The 20690-nt window shown below is 35.1% G+C and carries 16 protein-coding genes; 10 read left to right on the forward strand and 6 right to left on the reverse strand.

The window, feature by feature from the left end; translation table 11 throughout:
- The 4 genes from H033_RS21850 to H033_RS0115760 all read left to right on the forward strand — a co-directional run bounded on the left by H033_RS21850 (position 1) and on the right by H033_RS0115760 (position 4720).
- A complete protein-coding gene (locus tag H033_RS21850; protein ID WP_196809458.1) occupies positions 1 to 168 on the forward strand; it encodes a DUF5522 domain-containing protein in 168 nt (55 codons plus the stop codon).
- Between the two features lie 60 nt (positions 169 to 228).
- Complete coding sequence (locus tag H033_RS0115750; protein WP_026839173.1) at positions 229 to 2268, forward strand: urocanate hydratase; 2040 nt, start codon at positions 229 to 231, stop codon at positions 2266 to 2268.
- A 28-nt stretch (positions 2269 to 2296) separates the two neighbouring features.
- Positions 2297 to 2839 carry a DUF4136 domain-containing protein gene (locus H033_RS0115755; RefSeq protein ID WP_026839174.1) on the forward strand — a complete coding sequence of 181 codons (543 nt, stop codon included), beginning with the start codon at positions 2297 to 2299 and terminating at the stop codon, positions 2837 to 2839.
- Between the two features lie 123 nt (positions 2840 to 2962).
- Complete coding sequence (locus H033_RS0115760; protein ID WP_026839175.1) at positions 2963 to 4720, forward strand: aromatic amino acid hydroxylase; 1758 nt, start codon at positions 2963 to 2965, stop codon at positions 4718 to 4720.
- A gap of 271 nt (positions 4721 to 4991) precedes the next feature.
- Here H033_RS0115760 and H033_RS0115765 read toward each other — a convergent pair whose 3' ends face one another.
- The 3 genes from H033_RS0115765 to alaS form a co-directional block, all read right to left on the reverse strand.
- Complete coding sequence (locus tag H033_RS0115765) at positions 4992 to 5606, reverse strand: DUF4230 domain-containing protein (protein WP_026839176.1); 615 nt, start codon at positions 5604 to 5606, stop codon at positions 4992 to 4994.
- Positions 5607 to 5978: 372 nt separating this feature from the next.
- On the reverse strand, positions 5979 to 6956 hold the full coding sequence (locus tag H033_RS0115770) for a GSCFA domain-containing protein (RefSeq protein ID WP_026839177.1): 978 nt from the start codon (positions 6954 to 6956) through the stop codon (positions 5979 to 5981).
- A 36-nt stretch (positions 6957 to 6992) separates the two neighbouring features.
- Positions 6993 to 9608: an alanine--tRNA ligase gene (gene alaS, locus H033_RS0115775; protein WP_026839178.1), complete on the reverse strand. Its 2616-nt coding sequence runs from the start codon at positions 9606 to 9608 to the stop codon at positions 6993 to 6995.
- 131 nt (positions 9609 to 9739) lie between these two features.
- Between alaS and H033_RS0115780 the strand changes: the two genes are divergently transcribed.
- Genes H033_RS0115780 through H033_RS0115800 form a run of 5 tightly spaced genes read left to right on the forward strand, consistent with a single transcriptional unit; the run spans position 9740 to position 12906 of the window.
- Positions 9740 to 10717 (forward strand): M23 family metallopeptidase, encoded by a 978-nt coding sequence (locus tag H033_RS0115780; protein WP_026839179.1) that lies wholly within the window; start codon positions 9740 to 9742, stop codon positions 10715 to 10717.
- Positions 10717 to 11046 (forward strand): MerR family transcriptional regulator, encoded by a 330-nt coding sequence (locus tag H033_RS0115785; protein WP_026839180.1) that lies wholly within the window; start codon positions 10717 to 10719, stop codon positions 11044 to 11046. Before H033_RS0115780 ends, H033_RS0115785 begins: the two co-directional genes overlap by 1 nt.
- Position 11047: 1 nt before the next feature.
- Positions 11048 to 11647 carry a LemA family protein gene (locus H033_RS0115790; protein ID WP_026839181.1) on the forward strand — a complete coding sequence of 200 codons (600 nt, stop codon included), beginning with the start codon at positions 11048 to 11050 and terminating at the stop codon, positions 11645 to 11647.
- A gap of 8 nt (positions 11648 to 11655) precedes the next feature.
- Positions 11656 to 12096, forward strand: coding sequence for a TPM domain-containing protein (locus H033_RS0115795; RefSeq protein WP_026839182.1), 441 nt, complete (start codon positions 11656 to 11658; stop codon positions 12094 to 12096).
- Positions 12097 to 12906, forward strand: coding sequence for a TPM domain-containing protein (locus H033_RS0115800; RefSeq protein ID WP_026839183.1), 810 nt, complete (start codon positions 12097 to 12099; stop codon positions 12904 to 12906).
- A 271-nt stretch (positions 12907 to 13177) separates the two neighbouring features.
- Here the strand turns inward: H033_RS0115800 and der are convergent, their stop codons facing one another.
- The 3 genes from der to serA form a co-directional block, all read right to left on the reverse strand.
- Positions 13178 to 14485 carry a ribosome biogenesis GTPase Der gene (gene der, locus H033_RS0115805; RefSeq protein WP_026839184.1) on the reverse strand — a complete coding sequence of 436 codons (1308 nt, stop codon included), beginning with the start codon at positions 14483 to 14485 and terminating at the stop codon, positions 13178 to 13180.
- Between the two features lie 154 nt (positions 14486 to 14639).
- Positions 14640 to 15221 (reverse strand): RBBP9/YdeN family alpha/beta hydrolase, encoded by a 582-nt coding sequence (locus tag H033_RS20435; RefSeq protein ID WP_051227995.1) that lies wholly within the window; start codon positions 15219 to 15221, stop codon positions 14640 to 14642.
- Positions 15222 to 15243: 22 nt separating this feature from the next.
- A complete protein-coding gene (gene serA / locus H033_RS0115815; protein ID WP_026839185.1) occupies positions 15244 to 17136 on the reverse strand; it encodes a phosphoglycerate dehydrogenase in 1893 nt (630 codons plus the stop codon).
- A 455-nt stretch (positions 17137 to 17591) separates the two neighbouring features.
- Between serA and H033_RS0115820 the strand changes: the two genes are divergently transcribed.
- Positions 17592 to 20687 carry a SusC/RagA family TonB-linked outer membrane protein gene (locus H033_RS0115820; protein WP_026839186.1) on the forward strand — a complete coding sequence of 1032 codons (3096 nt, stop codon included), beginning with the start codon at positions 17592 to 17594 and terminating at the stop codon, positions 20685 to 20687.
- The last annotated feature ends 3 nt before the right edge of the window (positions 20688 to 20690 follow it).

Here is a 20690-nt window from a genome sequence, read left to right on the forward strand (position 1 = left end):
ATGAATAATTTTTCAAAAAAGATCCCTTTAGAGGAAGGTGATTTCTATATAACACCAGAAGGCTACAGGTGTTTTACAGAGCAATACCATTTAAAAAGAGGATATTGCTGTGAAAGTGGTTGTAGGCATTGCCCTTATGGGTATAATAAGAAAACAAACTCTGTATAATTTCATAATATTTCCTTCAAAAGAAGCTTACATAAAAAATCAATTTAAAATAGCGCATTAATGAATTTTAAAGATCTTATCCTACAGGGAATTCCTTCAACACTGCCAGAGCTAAGAACTTATGATCTATCTGTAAATCATGCCCCTAAGAGAAAAGAAATTTTAAATGCTGAAGAAAAAAATCTTGCTTTAAGAAATGCATTACGATATTTCGAACCAGAACATCACTCCACTTTAATAGAAGAATTCAAAGAAGAATTGGAAACCTACGGAAGGATCTATATGTTTAGATTTAAACCGACTTACGTTATTTATGCAAGGCCGATTGAGGAATATCCGGGACCTTGTTTGCAAGCGAGAGCTATTATGCTAATGATCCAGAACAACTTGGATCCAAAAGTTGCTCAACACCCTGAAGAATTAATCACTTATGGTGGAAATGGTGCCGTATTCCAAAACTGGGCACAATATTTATTGGTGATGAAGTATTTGGCACAAATGGAAGACGACCAGACCTTGGTTATTTATTCCGGACATCCAATGGGATTATTTCCTTCTAACAAAAATGCTCCACGCGTGGTAGTAACCAACGGAATGATGATCCCAAATTATTCCCAACCAGATCACTGGGAAAAATTCAATGCACTGGGCGTAACTCAATATGGCCAAATGACTGCAGGCAGCTATATGTATATTGGACCACAAGGTATTGTTCATGGAACTACTATCACCGTATTAAATGCGGGTAGAAAAATAGCCAAGAACAACGAAGATCTAGCAGGGAAACTTTTTATCACTTCTGGTTTAGGCGGAATGAGTGGAGCGCAGCCAAAAGCGGGAAATATCGCTGGATGTATTACTGTTTGCGCTGAAATAAATCCGAAAGCGGTTCATACGCGTCATTCCCAGGGATGGGTAGATGAAGTTTTTACAGATCTTAATGAATTAACTAAAAGAGTAAATATAGCTAAGCATAACAAAGAAGTGGTTTCCATCGCTTATGAAGGGAATATTGTAGATGTATGGGAACATTTTGATAAAGTGAATCTTTTTGTAGACTTAGGAAGTGATCAAACTTCATTACATAATCCATGGGCTGGTGGTTATTATCCGGTAGGGATGAGTTTGGAGGAATCTAATGATATGATGGCTAATGATCCGAAGGAATTTAAAATTAAAGTCCAGAAAAGCTTATGCAGACAAACTACTGCAATAAATAAAAACACCAAGAAAGGAACTTATTTCTTTGATTATGGAAATGCATTCCTTTTAGAGGCTTCTCGGGCAGGTGCTACTATTTATAAAAATAAAAGTGGAGAGTTTGTAGATTCCAGTGCTTTTAAAGCATCAGACCTGGAAAGCGCTCCTTTTGCATATCCTTCTTATGTGCAAGATATTATGGGTCCGATGTGCTTCGATTATGGATTTGGACCATTTAGATGGGTTTGTGCATCTGGATTTCAGGAAGATCTAGACAAAACAGACAAAATTGCTACGGAAGTATTAGAAAGATTAAAAAAGGATGCTCCAGAAGAGATCCAATCTCAATTATCTGATAATATAAAATGGATAAAGAATGCCAAAGCCAATAATTTGGTAGTTGGGTCTAAAGCCAGGATTCTTTATGCCGATGCTATTGGTAGAACTGAAATTGCTAAAGCCTTTAATAATGCTATTGCAGAAAATAAAATAGGCACTGTTGTTCTAGGTAGAGATCATCATGATGTTTCAGGAACAGATTCTCCCTTTAGAGAGACCTCCAACATTTATGATGGTTCAAGGTTTACGGCAGATATGGCAATCCAAAATGTAATAGGTGATAGCTTTAGAGGAGCTACCTGGGTGAGCATTCATAATGGTGGTGGCGTTGGCTGGGGAGAGGTTATAAATGGTGGTTTCGGTATGGTTCTTGATGGTACAATAGAAGCAGAAAACCGCTTAAAATCTATGCTGTTTTGGGATGTAAATAATGGTTTAGCAAGACGGTCTTGGGCACGAAATAAGGAAGCAATTTTTTCTGTAAAACGTGCGATGGATCAAGAGCCAAAACTTAAGATCACGATCCCAAATCTTGTAGATGATGCGTTGTTTTCAGAATAAAGACCACAAACCATTTAAAACTTGATTTATGAAATTCTTTAAAATTACAGCCGTGCTATTGTTGTTAGCTGTGGGCATGACCTCATGCAATACAGTTAAGGTAGCATCAGATTACGATCAGAATGTAAATTTTAACCAGTACAAAAGTTTCGCGTTTTTTAAACCTGGAATCGATAAAGCTGATATTTCAGATTTAGACAAAAAACGAATTTTGCGAGCTATAGAAGAAGAAATGATGTCGAAAGGCTTTACCAAGTCTGAAGAACCAGATCTTTTGGTTAGTATTTTCACTAAAACTAAAGAGAACATCAATATTTATCAAAATAATAGATTTGGATATGGTTATGGTTGGGGATGGTATCCTTGGTACTGGGGAGCAGGACAGAATACTGTTAGCACAACTAGCGAAGGAACTCTTTATATAGACCTTATAGATTCTGAAGGAAAAGAATTGGTATGGCAAGGAATGGGTACCGCGGCACTTGCTAAAGAAGTGAATAAAAAGCAAGAGCGAATTAGCGAGATCGTAAAGAAAATTTTTGAGAAATATCCTCCGGGACAAACAAATTAATATAACTAAAGCCTCCAAATTGGAGGCTTTTTTATTGCTTACTATTATTCAGAAATAAGCAAACACAGTATATTTGGGTTCCTATTTTGTATATTTATACTCACATTTAATGAGTTATCAACTATGTTAGAAAAAATTGAATCTAATGAGATTTTAGATAGGCTTCCTGCACATCTAAAGCAATTTATTAAACCTCAGGATTATGACGAATACAGTGCTATAAATCAAGCACTTTGGAGGTATGTGATGCGTAAAAATGTTGAATACTTAAGTAAAGTAGCTCATAAATCTTATTTAGATGGTTTAAAACAAACCGGGATCTCTATAGATCATATTCCCAACATGTATGGGATGAATAGGATCTTGCAAGAAATAGGCTGGGCAGCAGTTGCTGTAGATGGATTTATCCCACCAGCTGCATTTATGGAATTTCAAGCTTACAATGTATTAGTAATTGCTAGCGATATTAGACAAATAGATCATATAGAATATACTCCCGCACCAGATATCATACATGAAGGAGCCGGGCATGCCCCTATTATTGCAAATCCGGAATACGCGGAATACTTAAGGCGATTTGGTGAAATTGGCTGCAAAGCGATCTCTAATGCCAAGGATTATGAAATGTATGAAGCCATTAGACATTTATCTATCATCAAAGAGGCAGAAGATACTCCCGAAAAAGAAATTAAAGCAGCGGAAGATAATGTAGATTATTTACAGAATAATATGGGGGAGCCAAGTGAAATGGCCCAAATAAGAAATCTTCATTGGTGGACAGTAGAATATGGTCTTATCGGTACGGTAGAAGAACCTAAGATCTATGGAGCAGGATTACTCTCTTCTATTGGCGAAAGCGCTTGGTGTATGACCGATAAGGTTAATAAAAGACCCTATTCCATTGAAGCAGCAAAACAGGAATTTGATATTACAAAGCCACAGCCACAATTATACGTGATCCCAGACTTTGCTCACCTAAGCAGTGTTTTAGAAGAGTTCGCAAATTCAATGGCGTTAAGACGTGGAGGCTTGGAAGGAATAAATAAATTAATTAATTCTAAAATTCTAGGTTCAATAGAATTAAGTACCGGGCTACAGATCTCGGGAGATTTCACCAATGTGATAGAATCAGACAACAAACCGGTATACTTTCAAACTACAGGAAAAACAGCCTTATCCTATAGAGACAAAGAACTTGTGGGACATGGTGTAAACAATCATCGAGAAGGTTTTGGATCCCCAATTGGGTTATTAAAAGGAATCAACTTAGCCATAGAAGATATGAGCCCCCGCGATCTTAAAGCTTATGATATTTATGAAGAAAAGAAAATTTCCTTTGAATTTGAAGGAAATATAAAAGTAAGCGGAAGGATTGTTACAGGAACTCGAAATTTACAAGGAAAAATTATACTTATAAGACTTAAAGGTTGTACGGTTACTCACGGTGAGGAAACCTTATTTAAACCAGAATGGGGACATTATGATATGGCGATAGGGAAAAATGTGATTTCAGCATTTGCAGGCCCTGCAGACCCTTTATCCTTCGACCTGATAACCCATACCCCATCAAGTACGACAATTAAGAGTAAAAAGAATCCAGAGAAATTGGAACTGGAATCATTATATGAAGCAGTAAGGGATAGCAGAGAAGGTAACAATACAAAATTTTCTCTTCAGGCCGCTTTCGATCTGGTGCAAAAGCATCATCATAACGATTGGTTGCTTTCCGTAGAAATTTATGAATTAATATTTCATCAAGATCCAAAACTCGCTAAAGAAATTAAAGAGCATCTCAATAAATTAAAAGTGCGCAGACCAGATGTGGCTCATCTTATAGATGGCGGATTGGAGTTAATTGAAAACGATCTAGTTCTGGATTAAGAATAAAAAATAACTTATTGGATTAAAAACCCCTATCAATTATCTCTTAAAATAATTGATAGGGGTTTTGTATTCTACTAATTTGGAACCGACAAAAGCCAAGTAAAGAATCGGTCAGCAAAAAAGATTTAAGGGGTTTTCAAAAAATAATCAATCAGCATCTTGGCCAAAAGAATAGAAGAGTGCTCAAAGAACTAGTTGGAAAATATTGAGAATAGAAATTCGAATTTTTTAAAATTGCAGCTGAAGTTATTGCTTGGAGAAGATAAAACTAAAATTTCAAGGATTCCATAGAATCAGAACTTTCAATCTCATTGCCATTATATTCCAAGGTCCACCCCATTGTATTTGTGAGAATATATATCTTTTGGAGCTCACTGATCAACCTGTTTTTAGCATTGGACTTAAGAGTCGACTTTTCTATTTTCGTCTTTAAGGATTTCTCTATTCTCTTCTTAATATTGTTATAATCTTCTGCTTCAAACTGATTTAGATAATCCTGAGTTACATCGTAATATTGAATATTGGGATTTATAGAGATCTCTTCTTCAGGAATAAAAGTTATGGTAACCGTTTTCGTTTTAGGATCAATTTCCGTTTTAAGCTTACTTAAATCATATGCAATAGTTACTTCTGCATTTACAATGATCAATGCTTTTTTCCTTGCAGAAAGCACATCTAAATAGAACTTTTTAGAATCCTTATATGAGAATACCTGAGCAAAGTTACCTTCTATAACCACTAATTTTCCTACATTTTTGATCTGTTTCTCAATCAAACCTGTACTTTCAATTAGCTGTTCTCTATCTTTCTGCTTCTCGTCAAAATACTGATAAGCAATAAAGCCAATAATTACTAAAACTACTAAAAGTAAAACTTTTCTCATGTCAAAAACTTTGACGCAAGATACAAATATGTTTAGATGCTATTTCAATTTATAAGAGTCGGAAAGACATAAAAAAAACTAATGGACGGCCCCACCCGTCCATTAGCTAATAAATCTAAAATCTACCCCAACAAATTTTAGAAACTTAGTTTTAAAATCAAATCAAAAGTCACAATGTGAAAGTGATATTACCTTTAAAACTTAAATAAATTTACAAAATAAATTTGTGAAACAATATATTCTCAAAATATAATCATGTTAAATTTATACTAATAAAGGATTTTACGCTTTAACTTATCATTGAGTTATTAACAAATTAATATTTCGATAACATAAAATTATGTTTTTCAGAAATGTCTTTGAGAAACTAAATTATAAAAGAATATTTTTAAACTCAGAAGTAGGAATTTTATTTTTCAGGCTAAGGATTTTTTCTTCCAAATCTCTCAAAAAAAGCTGATGCTTTACTGAGTTTTCGTTGAAAGCTTTATGCCCTAAACCTCTATGAATTATTTCAATAGATTTAAATAATTCTAATGCTTTTTTCGCTATCCATCCTTCAGTAAAATGTGACCAGATATAGTCTATCGCAAGAGAATTGGGATGTACCATGTCTTCGGCATAAAATCTATAATCCCTTAGGTCATCCAGCATAATTTCATAAGCAGGAAAATAGAAACAAGAATCTGCATTAGTTATTTTTTGTGCTGCTATAAATTGATGAATTCCTGTAAGTAAATGTGCTTTACTTTGTTGGTTTTCAACAAACCCATCTTTAAGGTGACGCACTGGAGAAACAGTAAATATTATTTTAATGTCTGGATTTATTGTTAATAAACATTGAAATGCATTGTTGAAAACATCTTCAATTTCTTTAACTGAAAGCAGTTCTTTTTTAAAATATTTCTGGTCTAATTTATGGCAATTGGCTACAGAAAGGTCTGTTTCCTTCTCTTTATAATACCAAGAAGTGCCAAGAGTGAACACAATATGGGTAGCATTTTTTATAAAAGAGCGTGTTTTATTAATCCCTTCATTTAATTGAAATAATAATTCTTCTTTATTTGAAGAATTTAAACAAGAATGAGCATCAAAACAATGCCACTGTTCGTTGTGATAGAATACATCTTTTTCTTCATAATTATAAGCAGTAGCAACTTTTTCAATGAAATTACCAATTGCTCCGGGATGGTAAAAAATCCCAAATGGATTTCGAAGGTTCTGAAATTGATAGTAATCCAGCTTCTTTCCAATATTTTCAACAAAACAAGAACCTAAAAGTAAGATCTTAGAAGTATGATCTATTTTAGGTTCTTGTTCTATTACGGGTACAGATGTCCTGAATTTCATTTTCTTGTATCTCTGTTCCTATTTGTAAAAAGCTATTTACTCTAAAAAACTTTTGGCATTTTCCAAAGCTTCAGCAATTCCTTGTGGATTCTTACCTCCTGCAGTTGCAAAAAATGCTTGGCCACCACCGCCTCCTTGGATATATTTCCCTAATTCTCTAACTACTTTTCCTGCATCTAAATTCTTCTGCTTTACCAATTCTTTCGAAATAAAGCAGGAAAGTAGAGCCTTTCCATCATTTTCTGCTCCCAGTAATAAAAATAAATTATCATTATTTTCACCAAGCTGAAATGCAAGATCTTTTATTCCACCAGCATCTAGATCTACTTTTTTAGCTAGAAAAGAAATTCCATTGATTTCAGTTATTTCCTTTTGTAGTTCCCCTTTTAGATCTTTTGCTTTCTCTCTCAATAAAACATCTAACTGTTTCTTAAGGTTTGCATTTTCTTCCTGAATATTTTGAATCGCTTTTATAGGATTGTTAGTATTCTTCAGCTCAGCTGAGATTTCACTTAAAACTGAAGTTTGCTCTGTAAAGTACCTCTTAACAGCATCTCCAGTTATGGCTTCAATTCTTCTTATTCCTGCTGCAACAGCAGCTTCAGAAGTGATCTTAAAATACCAGATCTCTGCAGTATTTTTCACATGAGTCCCACCACAAAGTTCCATAGAATTTCCAAATTTTATAGCTCTTACAGAATCCCCATATTTTTCTCCAAATAAAGCAATCGCACCTTGATCTACAGCTTCATCGTAAGTTAAATCACGTTGCTCATTTAATTTAATTTGCTCCTGAATTCTTGAATTAACAAAATGTTCTACTTTGGTTAATTCTTCGGAAGTAAGTTTGCTGAAATGAGAAAAATCGAATCTTAAATGATCATGATTCACCATAGATCCTTTTTGCTCTACATGAGTTCCAAGAACATGTCTTAATGCCTGATGTAGTAAATGAGTGGCAGTATGATTTGCTTCTGTTCTTCTTCTTTTAGTAGTATCTACCTTAGCCATTAATAAACCAGCTAAGTCTTTAGGTAAGGTTTTAGTGAAATGAATGATTAAATTATTTTCTTTTTTAGTATCAAGAACCTCAATCTTTTCAGCATCTAGACTTAACAGAAATCCCTTATCCCCTACTTGTCCTCCACCTTCTGGGTAGAATGGTGTCTTATTTAATACTATTTGAAATAATTGACCGTCTTTCTTGCTATCAACCTTTCTATATCTGGTAATTTCTACCGGCGACTCTACAAGATCATAACCTACAAATGGGTTAATATCTTCTTTTCCGCGAACATTCCAATCTCCAGCAGTAACTATAGATGCTGCCCTGGATCTATCTTTTTGTTGTTTTAATTCGGCATTAAATTTACTTTCATCTAGGCTATAACCCCGTTCTCTTAATATAAGGGCTGTAAGATCAATTGGGAAGCCAAAGGTGTCAAAAAGCTCGAATGCTTTTTTTCCTGAAACAACTTCACCTTCAGTTTCATCAATGATCTTTTCTAGCAAAATAAGCCCTTGATCCAAAGTTCTTAAAAAAGACTGCTCTTCTTCTCTGATTACATTTTCAATTAAAGATTTTTGAGATTTAAGCTCTGGGAAAGCTTCTCCCATTTGATTGCTTAAAGTGGCAACCAATTTATAGATAAAAGGTTCCTTAATATTAAGGAAGGTAAATCCATATCTAATTGCCCTTCTCAAAATACGTCTTATTACATATCCTGCGCCAGTATTGCTTGGTAATTGACCATCTGCAATAGAAAATGCAACTGCACGAATATGATCTGCAACTACTCTTATCGCAATATCTGTTTTCTCAGATTCCCCATAAGTTGAGCTTGTTACCTTTTCTATGCTGGAAATTAGCGGAGTAAAGACATCGGTATCGTAATTAGATTTCTTATCCTGAAGCACCATACATAAGCGTTCAAAGCCCATTCCTGTATCTACGTGTTGCGCTGGAAGCTTTTCAAGTGAACCATCAGCTTTTCGGTTGAATTCCATAAAAACAAGATTCCAGATCTCTACCACCTGAGGATGATCTGCATTTACAAGATCTCTTCCGGGAACCGCTGCTTTTTCTTCTTCAGTTCTAAGATCCACATGAATTTCAGAACATGGTCCACATGGTCCCTGATCTCCCATTTCCCAAAAATTATCTTTTTTATCACCGTAGATAATTCGCTCTTCAGGAACAATTTCTTTCCAAAGATCATATGCTTCTTGGTCCAATCCCAGATTATCATTGTCTGAAGATCCTTCGAAAACAGAAACATATAATAGATCCTTTTTAACTTTAAAAACCTCTGTTAAGAGCTCCCAAGCAAAATGAATTGCTTCTGTCTTAAAATAATCTCCGAAACTCCAATTCCCTAGCATCTCGAACATTGTATGATGGTAAGTATCCATCCCAACTTCCTCCAAATCATTGTGTTTCCCGCTAACACGAAGACATTTTTGAGTATCTGTAACTCTATTATGTTTTGGCACGGTATTTCCTAGGAAATATTCCTTAAATTGGTTCATTCCTGCGTTGGTAAACATCAAGGTTGGATCGTCCTTAATGACCATTGGAGCAGATGCTACAATTTCATGGGATTTAGATTGAAAAAATTCGAGGTATTTTGAACGTATCTCTTGAGATTTCATATGCTGAAAAAAGTCAAATAATTAATTAATTGGAGGATGAGAAAACAATTTTTATATTTGTTCGTTACTCATTACCCATTGCATGATTTTTGCAAGATTATATACTCGCAAAAATAGCATAATTTTAATATATGTCGAAGGTTAAATATTATTACGATAGTGAAACACTTTCATATAAAAAAATAGCACATAAAAGTGGAAGAAAATTCGGTTTTGCTCTTATTGGAGTTGCCGGAGCTTTTCTAGCTGGTTTTATTTTATTGGTTATCTATATTAATATTCCTCAAATAGAGACGCCCAATGAAATGGCTCTCAAACGAGAATTGCAAAACATGCAATTACAATATAATATAGTCAACAAAAAAATGGATCAGATCGAGAATGTCTTGGCTAATGTAGAAGACAGAGACAATAACATCTATAGATTGTATTTTGAATCTAATCCCATTCCAGAAGAACAACGTAAAGCTGGATTTGGAGGGATTAACCGTTATAAAAATTTAGAAGGATACGAAAATTCTAAATTAATTACAGAAACAAATCGTAGAATGGACATTCTTTCCAAGCAAATTGTAGTACAGTCTAAATCTTTAGATGAAATTGCAGTTCTTGCTGAAGAAAAAGAAAAATTACTAGCAGCAATTCCTGCTATCCAACCTGTGAAAAATGAAAATTTAAAACGTATTGCTTCTGGTTATGGATGGAGAAATGATCCATTTACTAAAGTTAAAAAATTTCATTATGGAATGGACTTTTCTGCACCAAGAGGCACGCCGGTGTATGCTACCGGAGATGGTCGTATAGAACGTGCAGATAATAGATCTACAGGTTATGGAAATCATATTAGAATAGATCATGGGTATGGCTATACCAGTCTCTATGGACATTTGTATAAATATAATGTTCGTAAGGGTCAAAAAGTGAAGCGCGGGGATGTCATTGGATTTGTGGGAAGCACAGGACGATCAGAAGCCCCTCATCTACACTATGAGATCTTTATGAATGAAGATCGAATAAATCCTATAAACTTTTACTACGGAAATCTTTCTCCCGAGGAATTTGATCAGGTCCTAATCAAGGCGCAACAAGAAAACCAATCTCTGGATTAATGCATATAAACCTACCGGAAAAAAGATACTATGCTATCGGCGAAGTTGCCGAAGCTTTTGGAGTTAACACCTCGCTTATTAGATTTTGGGAAAAAGAGTTCGATGCTCTAAAACCAAAAAAGAACGCGAAAGGCAATAGGCTATTTACGCCTCAGGATATTAAAAATCTTGAACTTATCTATCATCTTGTAAAAGAGCGGGGTTTTACATTAGAAGGAGCAAAAATTCATTTAAAAGAAGAAAAGAAAAAAACTCTTAGTAACTTTGAAATTATACGTAAACTACAGACCGTAAAATCTGAATTAACAAAAATCAAAAATCAACTATAACATGAAAAAATGGCTTATCCCGACAATTGCAATTATTGTCTTAGGTATTATAATTTACAGTACCACTGTAGGATTTAACAACACAGCAATTGTAAAACAGGAAGATGCTAGAGAGACTTGGTCCAATGTGGAAAGTTCTTATCAACGTAGAAACGACCTTATTGGCAACTTGGTAAACACTGTAAAAGGGGCAGCAGATTTCGAAAGAGGAACACTTACAGATGTTATTGAGGCTAGATCTAAGGCTACGGGAGTAACAATAGATCCAACCAATATTACTCCAGAACAAATGGCTCAATTCCAACAAGCACAAGGTGGCGTTTCTTCAGCTTTATCAAGGCTTTTAGTTACAGTAGAACGTTATCCTGAGTTAAAAGCCAATCAAAACTTTCTTCAGTTACAATCTCAATTAGAAGGAACAGAAAACAGAATTAATGTAGCAAGAGATCGCTACAACGCAGCTGTTACTGAATTCAATAAGTACATTAGACAATTCCCGAATACTATTTTTGCAGGTTGGTTTGGATTTGACCAGATGGTGAGATACGAAGCCGATGAAGGATCTGAGGATGCTCCAGATGTAGAATTCGATTTTAAATAGATCTTAATATGAGTAAAGTAGAAGATTTTTTGACCAAACAAGATGAAGAGGAAATTGTTGAAGCGATAAGGAAGGCAGAAAAAGCTACTTCCGGAGAGATCCGCGTACATATAGAAAAAACCCATGGAGCTACAGATATTTTCGAACGCTCCATGGAAGTTTTTCATCTCTTAAAAATGGATAATACAAAAGAAGAGAATGGAGTCCTTATCTACGTTGCGGTTGAAGATCGGGATTTTGTGATTTATGGGGATAGCGGTATTAACAAAGTTGTTCCAACAGATTTTTGGGAGAGCACTAAAGACGCTATTGTTGCCCAATTTAAATCCGGTAATTTCAAACAAGGTCTTATAGATGGAATCTTAAAAGCCGGAAAAGAATTACAAACACATTTTCCCTGGAACGAAGATGGCACAAATGAACTCTCCAACACTATATCTAAAGGATAAATGCTGAATTCCAAATTTTCATTTCTAATAACTTTTTTATTTTTACTTTCATTTTCAATTGATGCGGTCGCACAATTGGATGTTCCACCCAAACCTAAAGAGGAAACAAGTGTATATGACTCTGCAGATATGCTAACTCCTTCTGAAGAGCAGTTACTGGAGCAGAAACTAATTAATTACGCAGATACAACTTCCACACAAATTGTAATTGCCACAATAGAATCCCTAAATGGAGAATATATTGGTTTATATGCTCCAAAATGGGCGCAAGAATGGGGAATAGGGCAAGCTAAAGAAGATAATGGATTACTGATCTTGCTTTCTAAAGTAGATAGAAAAATATGGATCACCACCGGGTATGGGTTAGAAGAGTATTTAACCGATTTCAACACAAAAGACATTATAGAAAACATCATACTGCCTGAATTTAAAAATGGATCCTTTTATGGTGGATTGGATCAAGGAACTACTGCAATATTTCAAGTTTTAGACGGAAGTTTTGAAGGTTCTCCGGTAAGGGAGAATAAACCTTCAGGGATCCCTATCAATTTAATTGTGATGGGAATTTTCTTCGTGATTTTTCTTATTTCCTTGGCAAAAAAGAATCGAAACAATAAAGGCGGACCGGGAAGCAGAGGCGGAATGGGAAGCACAATATTAGATGCTATTATTTTAAGTAGTCTTGGAAGAGGTGCTTTTGGTGGCGGTAGCTCAGGTGGTGGCGGTGGCTTTGGTGGCGGAGGAGGCGGTTTTGGCGGTGGCTTCGGCGGCGGTGGCTTTGGTGGTGGTGGTGCCGGTGGAAGCTGGTAATTACTCAGTTAGCAGTTAGCAGTTAGCAGTTAGCAGTTAGCAGTTAGCAGTTAGCAGTTAGCAGTTAGCAGTTAGCAGTTAGCAGTTAGCAGTTAGCAGTTAGCAGTTAGCAGTTAGCAGTTAGCAGAATTTAAATATTCGGAATCTTAAAAAATAGCATTGTTCTATTTAATTTTTAAAACAAAAACCTAAAGCGATAACATTTTAAATAGAAAAAATCCCAAGAGAAACTCTTGGGATTTTTTCTATTGAATTTAGATTTTAGAAAAAGTTACTTTTTTCTAAAATATACAGATACCGGTACACCTTTAAAGTCGTACTCTTCTCTTAGTTTATTTTCTAAATAACGCTTATAGGGATCTCTTACATACTGCGGAAGATTACAGAAAAATGCAAACTGAGGCTGTGGAGTAGGCAATTGCATACAGAACTTGATCTTTACATATTTCCCTTTCCAAGCCGGAGGAGGATAACTTTCTATAATTGGCAACATGCGCTCGTTAAGCTCGCTAGTTTTAATTTTCTTGCTTCTATTTTTAAATACTTCAACTGCAGTTTCTATCGCCTTGAAGATTCTTTGCTTAGTTAATACCGAAATAAATACAATTGGCACATCTGTAAAAGGTTCAATTTCACTTCTAATTCTGCGCTCGTATTCTTTCATGGTATTGGTTTCCTTATCTTCAACCAAATCCCATTTATTAACCAAGATCACGATCCCTTTTCTATTACGTTGTGCAAGCCAGAAAATGTTTTGGACTTGACCGTCAAAACCTCTAGTTGCATCTAAAATAATAAGACACACATCACAATTTTCTATAGCCCGAACAGATCTCATTACAGAATAAAATTCCAGATCTTCTTTTACTTTAGATTTTCTTCTAATTCCGGCAGTATCTACCAAATTAAATTCGAATCCGTATCTATTATATTTTGTATCAATTGCATCCCTAGTAGTTCCGGCAACATCGGTTACAATATATCTCTCTTCCCCGATCAATGCGTTTATAAAAGAAGATTTTCCTGCATTTGGTCTTCCTACTACAGCAAAACGTGGTAATTCAGATTCTTCTTCATCTTCTAATTCTGGCAATATCTCTATTAATGCATCTAATAATTCTCCAGTTCCACTCCCACTTGTACTAGCAATTGGATATAATTCTCCTAATCCTAAAGAATAGAATTCTACTGCATTTTCCAGTCTTTTAGAATTATCTACCTTATTAACAGCTAACAATACTGGCTTATCTTGCTTTCTAAGCAAATTTGCCACATCCTCATCCATCCCAGTAACTCCAGATTCTACATCTACCATAAAGATAATAGCATCTGCTTCTTCTATAGCTAGTATTACCTGCTTATCTATCTCAGATTCAAAAACATCATCACTACCCTTAACGTATCCACCAGTATCAATAAGGGAGAATACTTGACCATTCCAGTCGGATTTCCCATAATGACGGTCTCGGGTTACCCCACTTACCGAATCCACAATAGCCTCACGGCGTTGAATTAATCGGTTAAAAAAAGTGGATTTACCTACGTTTGGTCTTCCCACAATGGCTACTATATTGCCCATATCGACTTTAATCTTAAATTAGGCTGCAAAATTAGGGTTTTTAGTTGAATAATAAGGTAGAAAGAAGTCTTGTGTATAAGAATGCAAAAAAGCAATTTAAACTACTTTTTAAAAGTAAAATATTATTGATGAAATAGAATTAGTTTTCACTGATTCAATCATTTAAAGAATCCAAAAAATTCACAAGTAATTCTTTTCCTTCTTCCCAGATTTCAAATTCTTTCGCTCCGCAGATATGATCCTTTTTTCCAATATTTATAAGGGGGATGCCCAAACAATCAGACCATTTTTCAGCAACCTCTATAGCGCACCACTCATCGTTTTCGCTAGAGACCATGATCCCAGGGATAGAAAATTTAATTTGCGGCATCGGTACAAAACCTGAACATTCTTTTGGAAAATCATCCCGTTCTATATCTGGTAAAGCCACCATAAAAACCCCTTTTACGCCATTTAGTTTATTCAAATGATCGGCATGAATTAAAGCACCACCACCAAGGCTATGTGAGATTAGTATAATAGGTTTCTCGCTATACTTCTGAATATAAGTTTCTAAATTTTTAACCCAAGCTTCTCTATCTGGATTTTCCCAATCTTTCTGAATTACCCTTTTAATTTCTGGAAAGGATTTTTCCCAATTGGTGTGCCAATGAGTTTCTCCAGAATCCCCAATCCCCGGGACATTTAGAAACTGGTACTTTTCTGTATACTTCCTTAAGGCATTATTAAGCGTCATTCAGAATAATTTAATATAGTCATTAATAAAGCACTCTAAACTTAATTGTGTGTTCTATCTTTTTCAATTCTTTAATAACCTCTGTATCGTAAGCCTTATCTATATCTGTAATTACATATCCAATTGTCTCATTGGTTTTAAGATATTGTCCCACAATATTAATATCATGAGCCGCAAGTATCTTATTAATTTTAGCGATGATCCCTGGTCTATTCAAGTGAATATGGATTAATCTATGGGCATTCTCTAAAATAGGTAATTGTAGATTAGGGAAATTCACAGAGTTGGTTGTTCCTCCTGTATTTATATAATCTATAATCTTCCCAGGAACAAAATTCCCGATATTCACCTGTGCTTCTTCTGTGCTACCTCCAATATGTGGAGTTAAGATCACGTTTGGTAAATTTCTTAAAGCTGACTCAAAAGTGTCGTTATTTGTTTTTGGTTCTTCCGGAAAAACATCTATTCCTGCTCCCCTTACTTTCCCTGATTTTATGTTTTGCTGAAGAGCTTCAATCTCAACCACATGGCCTCTACTTAAATTTAGTAAGATCACCCCTTCTTTCATCTGCTCAAACTGTTTTGCAGAAATAAGATCTTTATTCTCTTTTCTTCCATCTACATGTAAACTAACAATATCAGATTTCTTCAACAATTTCTCTAGACTACTACATTTTGTTGCGTTCCCTAAAGCTAATTTTTCAACCAGATCATAATAATAAACATCGAATCCAATGGCTTCAGCAAGAATAGAAAGTTGAGAACCAATATTTCCATAGCCGACAATTCCTAGTTTTTTTCCGCGAATCTCAAAACTATTACTGGCAGATTTGTCCCAGTTCCCATCATGCATTTTGGAGATCTTATCTGGAAGATTCCGCATTAACAGAATAATTTCTCCTATTGCCAATTCTACTACACTTCTAGTATTGCTATAGGGCGCATTAAAAACTGCCACTCCTTTTTCCAAGCATGCATCAAGATCTATCTGATTAGTTCCAATACAAAAAGCTCCAACTGCAATTAATCTATTTGCATTGTCTAAAACTTTTTTGGTAAGCTGGGTTTTAGAACGTATTCCTAAAACTGAAACATCCTTTATCTTTTCAGATAATTCCTCTTCATCCATCGCGCCGGTATATATAGTAACATTATAACCTTCGTTCTTTAATATTTTCAAAGCATCTGGATGGATGTTTTCCAAAAGCATCACCTTTATTCTGTTCTTAGGATAAGAAATAGCTTTATTCATTTTATGCATATATAAGAATTCATCTAAACTTGGTGTAATATGGTCAGCTTTTTTCAAAACGCTATCTCTTTCTACGTTTTCTGTAAAAGCATAGAATTTATTTGCTAGGCCTGCTGCTTTAATTTCATAATCTGTATAGCCATCTCCAATTACATAAACATCTCCCTGTAGATCCATCGATTTTAGCTGTTCTACTTTGCCATTATTAGAAGAAAGAACATTATCCTTATTAAAACTTATAATATTATCTGCGTCATCAAAAACAAAATCGTTTGCAAAAACATGATCGGCTTTAAGTCCAAGTTCTTTTACAATTGGAATTATAAACTCTTTGAAACCATTGGAAATGATATAAATATCTTCTTTATTCTCTTCAAAAAAAGATTCGTTCCTAACAAATGAGGTAGAAATTCTAGTTTTTAAGGTTTCTATTAATGGTTCAAGATGTGCTTTTTTAGCATTCAATAATTTTAAACGCTGCACTAGAGATTCTCTAAATGACAAGCCACCCTCCATTCCGCGATCTGTAAGAGATTTTAATTCTTCCAGTTTTTCCTTTTTGTTTTTATCTCCAATAAGGGAGATCTCTCCAAGAATATCTAGGGCTTCTACTTGAGTAAAAGTGCTATCAAAATCTATCACATAATTTCTCTTGTTCTCCATACATCGCGAATTCTAAAATTTATTTTTGCATCCATAAAACTACTATTAAATATGCTGAATTTTGAGAGGATGGAGTGAAAAGTATATTAAATAAAACTAAAAAATCACCCTAAACATTTTATTGTGAATCTAATAGATTAAAATCATTCTCATTCCGAATTGTGTATCTGAGAAAGTTTAAAGTCAGATTTTAATAATATTGCGAGTTTTCATTTTAGCAATTATTAAATATGGGCTATTAAGAGGCTAGTGTTAAGGCTTTAGTATTAAATTTATGGAGAATCCTCAAAAAACTCAATTCAAAAATTTTTCTTATTTTTAGAAAACCAAGGTGTTTTAATTTACACCTGCGCTCCCTACATACTTCGCTTTTTTTTGCAAGGCTGAATAAATTCATTTTGCTTAAAAGCATTTTAGATTCAACTGAATATTTTTAATTAACCAAAATCCGAATTATGAAAAAAATCTTTACTGGACTAATTTTAATTTTGTGTTCCTATTTCTCTATGGCCCAAACGCTCTCTGGAACAGTTACAGACGTTAATGGAACCTTACTGCCAGGAGTTTCCATTATAGTTGTTGAAACTAATAAGGGTACCACCACCAATTTTAACGGCGAGTATTCTATTTCAGCAAAAGAGGGCAATACCCTGAGATATACTTTTATTGGAATGAGTACTCAAAACGCGATCGTTGGCCCTAGTCCTACATTGGATGTTGTACTGCAAGATGATGTAGAGTTATTGAATGAGGCAATTGTAACCGCCTTCGGGATTAAAAAGGAAAAACGATCTGTTGGATATGCTGTGCAAGAAGTCAATAACGAAGAATTAACTAGAAACAATAATACAGATGTGTTGGGTGGACTTCAGGGGAAAGTAGCCGGTGTAAACATTAATGCCAGTAGTGGGGCGGCTGGCGCAGGATCCAGCATTATTATTAGAGGAATCACCTCTTTGAATCCAAATGCCAATAACCAACCCTTATTTGTAATAGATGGAATTCCAATAAGCAATGAAGCACCTACGGGCAGTCTATTGCCAAGTACAGGTTCCAATGCACCTTCTAGTGCAGAACAGTTTTCTTTTACCAATAGAGGTGCAGATATAAACCCAAATGACGTAGAAAGTGTTACTATCTTAAAAGGTCCTGCAGCTACAGCATTATATGGATTAAGAGCTGCAAATGGAGTGGTAATAATAACCACTAAAAAAGGGGAGAGTGGAGTAACCAAGTATAGTTTTAAAACCTCTTTAGGAGTTAACGAAGTAAGCATTGTTCCTGAAGTACAAACCAAATGGCGAGAAGGCCGTGGTGGGGAAATTGTTTCTGTTCCTAATGATAATGCACCAAGTGGTTACGATTATAATGATGGCAGGACTTTTGGTTTTTGGAGTTTAGGCCCAGAGTATGCTGAAGGAGAACCTATTTATGATAATTTCAGGGATTTCTTTAGGACCGGAATCACTTTAAATAATTCATTTAATGCAAGTGGTGGTGGAGAAAGCTATACTTATTTTGGCTCGATATCCAGACTGGATGATAAAGGAATCGTCCCAAATACAGATTTTGATAGAACCTCTCTCAAACTTACTGGCTCTTTAAATATCACAAATAAGTTCACGGTAGATCCTTCTATCACTTACATTCGTTCTGAAGGAAGATTGCCCAATGGAGGTGATAAATCCATAATGAGTTCCCTTTCATATTGGACTCCGACTTTTGATGTAAATAATTATTTACTTCCAAATGGAGATGAAAAAAATTACACAGCAGGAATTATAGATAATCCCAGATATTTTGCTGAAAATAGTTATTTAGATAGTCAAGTAGATCGGATTTTGGCAAATGCTCAATTTAATTATGAATTTACAGATTGGGCGAGCGTTCGATACCAAATTGGGATAGATAATTACCATGATTCCAGACGAAGATTTGTTCCACCAGACATAGATGCGGGATCTGCTACCCAAGGTTTTATTGTAGAAGAAGCTCTAAATTATAATGAACTGACTTCCAATCTTTTTGTAACACTTTCTCATGAATTTAATGAAGATTTTTCAGGAAGCCTTTTGGCAGGAAATCAAATTTCACATATTGAAACTAGAAGGCTTACCACTCGTGCAGAGGGTTTGGACCCCATCAATTTGGGAGCTTTTGGACAAGCCACGAACTTTTTTACAGATGAAGCCGGTACCGAAAGAAATATAAGCGGTTTATTTGGAGATCTTAGATTGGAATATAAAAATACATTTTATTTAAACATAACTGGCCGTAATGACTGGTCTTCTACCTTACCAACAGTTAATCGAAGCTTTTTCTATCCCTCTTTTAATTTAAGTTATGTGCTTTCTCAAAGCCTTAGAGATGCTGGAGTTTTACCTGACTTTCTAACTTTTGCCAAATTAAGGGCTTCTTATGCTGAAGTAGGTAAAGATGCTCCTCCATATGTGGGAGTGTATTATGATAATCCATCAAATTTTCCTTTTGGCACAGTAGATGGATTTTCCAGGGATAGTGAAGGTGGTTCTAATCAGTTAAAACCAGAACGAACATCCGCTCTGGAATTTGGTGCTGAATTTAAATTTTTTGAAAATAGATTAAGTTTCGATCTTACCTATTATACCCAAAAAAGCAAGGATCAAATATTACCAGTGCCTGTAGCCCAAAGTTCTGGATTTAACACCTTTGTCTTAAATGCTGGTGAAATTGAAAATAAAGGATTTGAGGCATTGGTGAATATAGTTCCTATTAGAACAGATAATTTTAATTGGGACATCACATTAAACTTTTCTACAGTAGATTCTGAAGTTCTATCGCTACCAGAGGGCATAGAAGAAATAATTTTTGCAGATAGCGGCTTTGCCGGGGTCATTTCCAAGCTGGAAGTTGGTGGAGCACCAGGAGATCTTTTTGGCTATGTTTGGGAACGCGATGAAAACGGAAATAGGATTATCCGGGAAGATGGTTTTCCGAGGGTAGTTGCAGATAGTCCTTCAGATAGGGTAAAAGTTGGAAATGCATTACCAGATTGGTTGGGGAGTTTAAGCAGTACTGCTAAATACAAAGGGCTTTCTTTATCTTTTTTATTGGAGAGAAAAGAAGGAGGGGATCTTTATGATTCTGGCCAGCGAAATGGAATTAGAAATGGAGTTCTTAAAATAACCGAGTTACGGGATCAAGAAATTGTTTTAGACGGGGTATTGGAAAATGGAACTCCAAACAACATCCCAGTTGTAATTACTGAAGATTATTACCGCAGTTCTTCCATCTATAACAGGGCTTCAGAAATCCTGGTTCAGGACGCTTCCTGGTGGAGACTTAGAAATGTAACCTTATCCTACGATCTTTCCAGCAAGATCTTGGATCCTACATTTTTAAATAGTCTAAGCCTAAGTTTTACAGGAACCAATCTCTGGATAGACACTACTTTTAGAGGCTATGATCCTGAAGGAAGTCAATTTAGCGCCGGTACCAACGCCTATGGATTTACTGGCTTGAATATTCCCAATACCCGTTCTTATTTATTTGGTATCAACTTAAACTTTTAGAAT

It is taken from the genome of Gillisia sp. JM1, from assembly GCF_000424645.1.
Taxonomy (GTDB): domain Bacteria; phylum Bacteroidota; class Bacteroidia; order Flavobacteriales; family Flavobacteriaceae; genus Gillisia.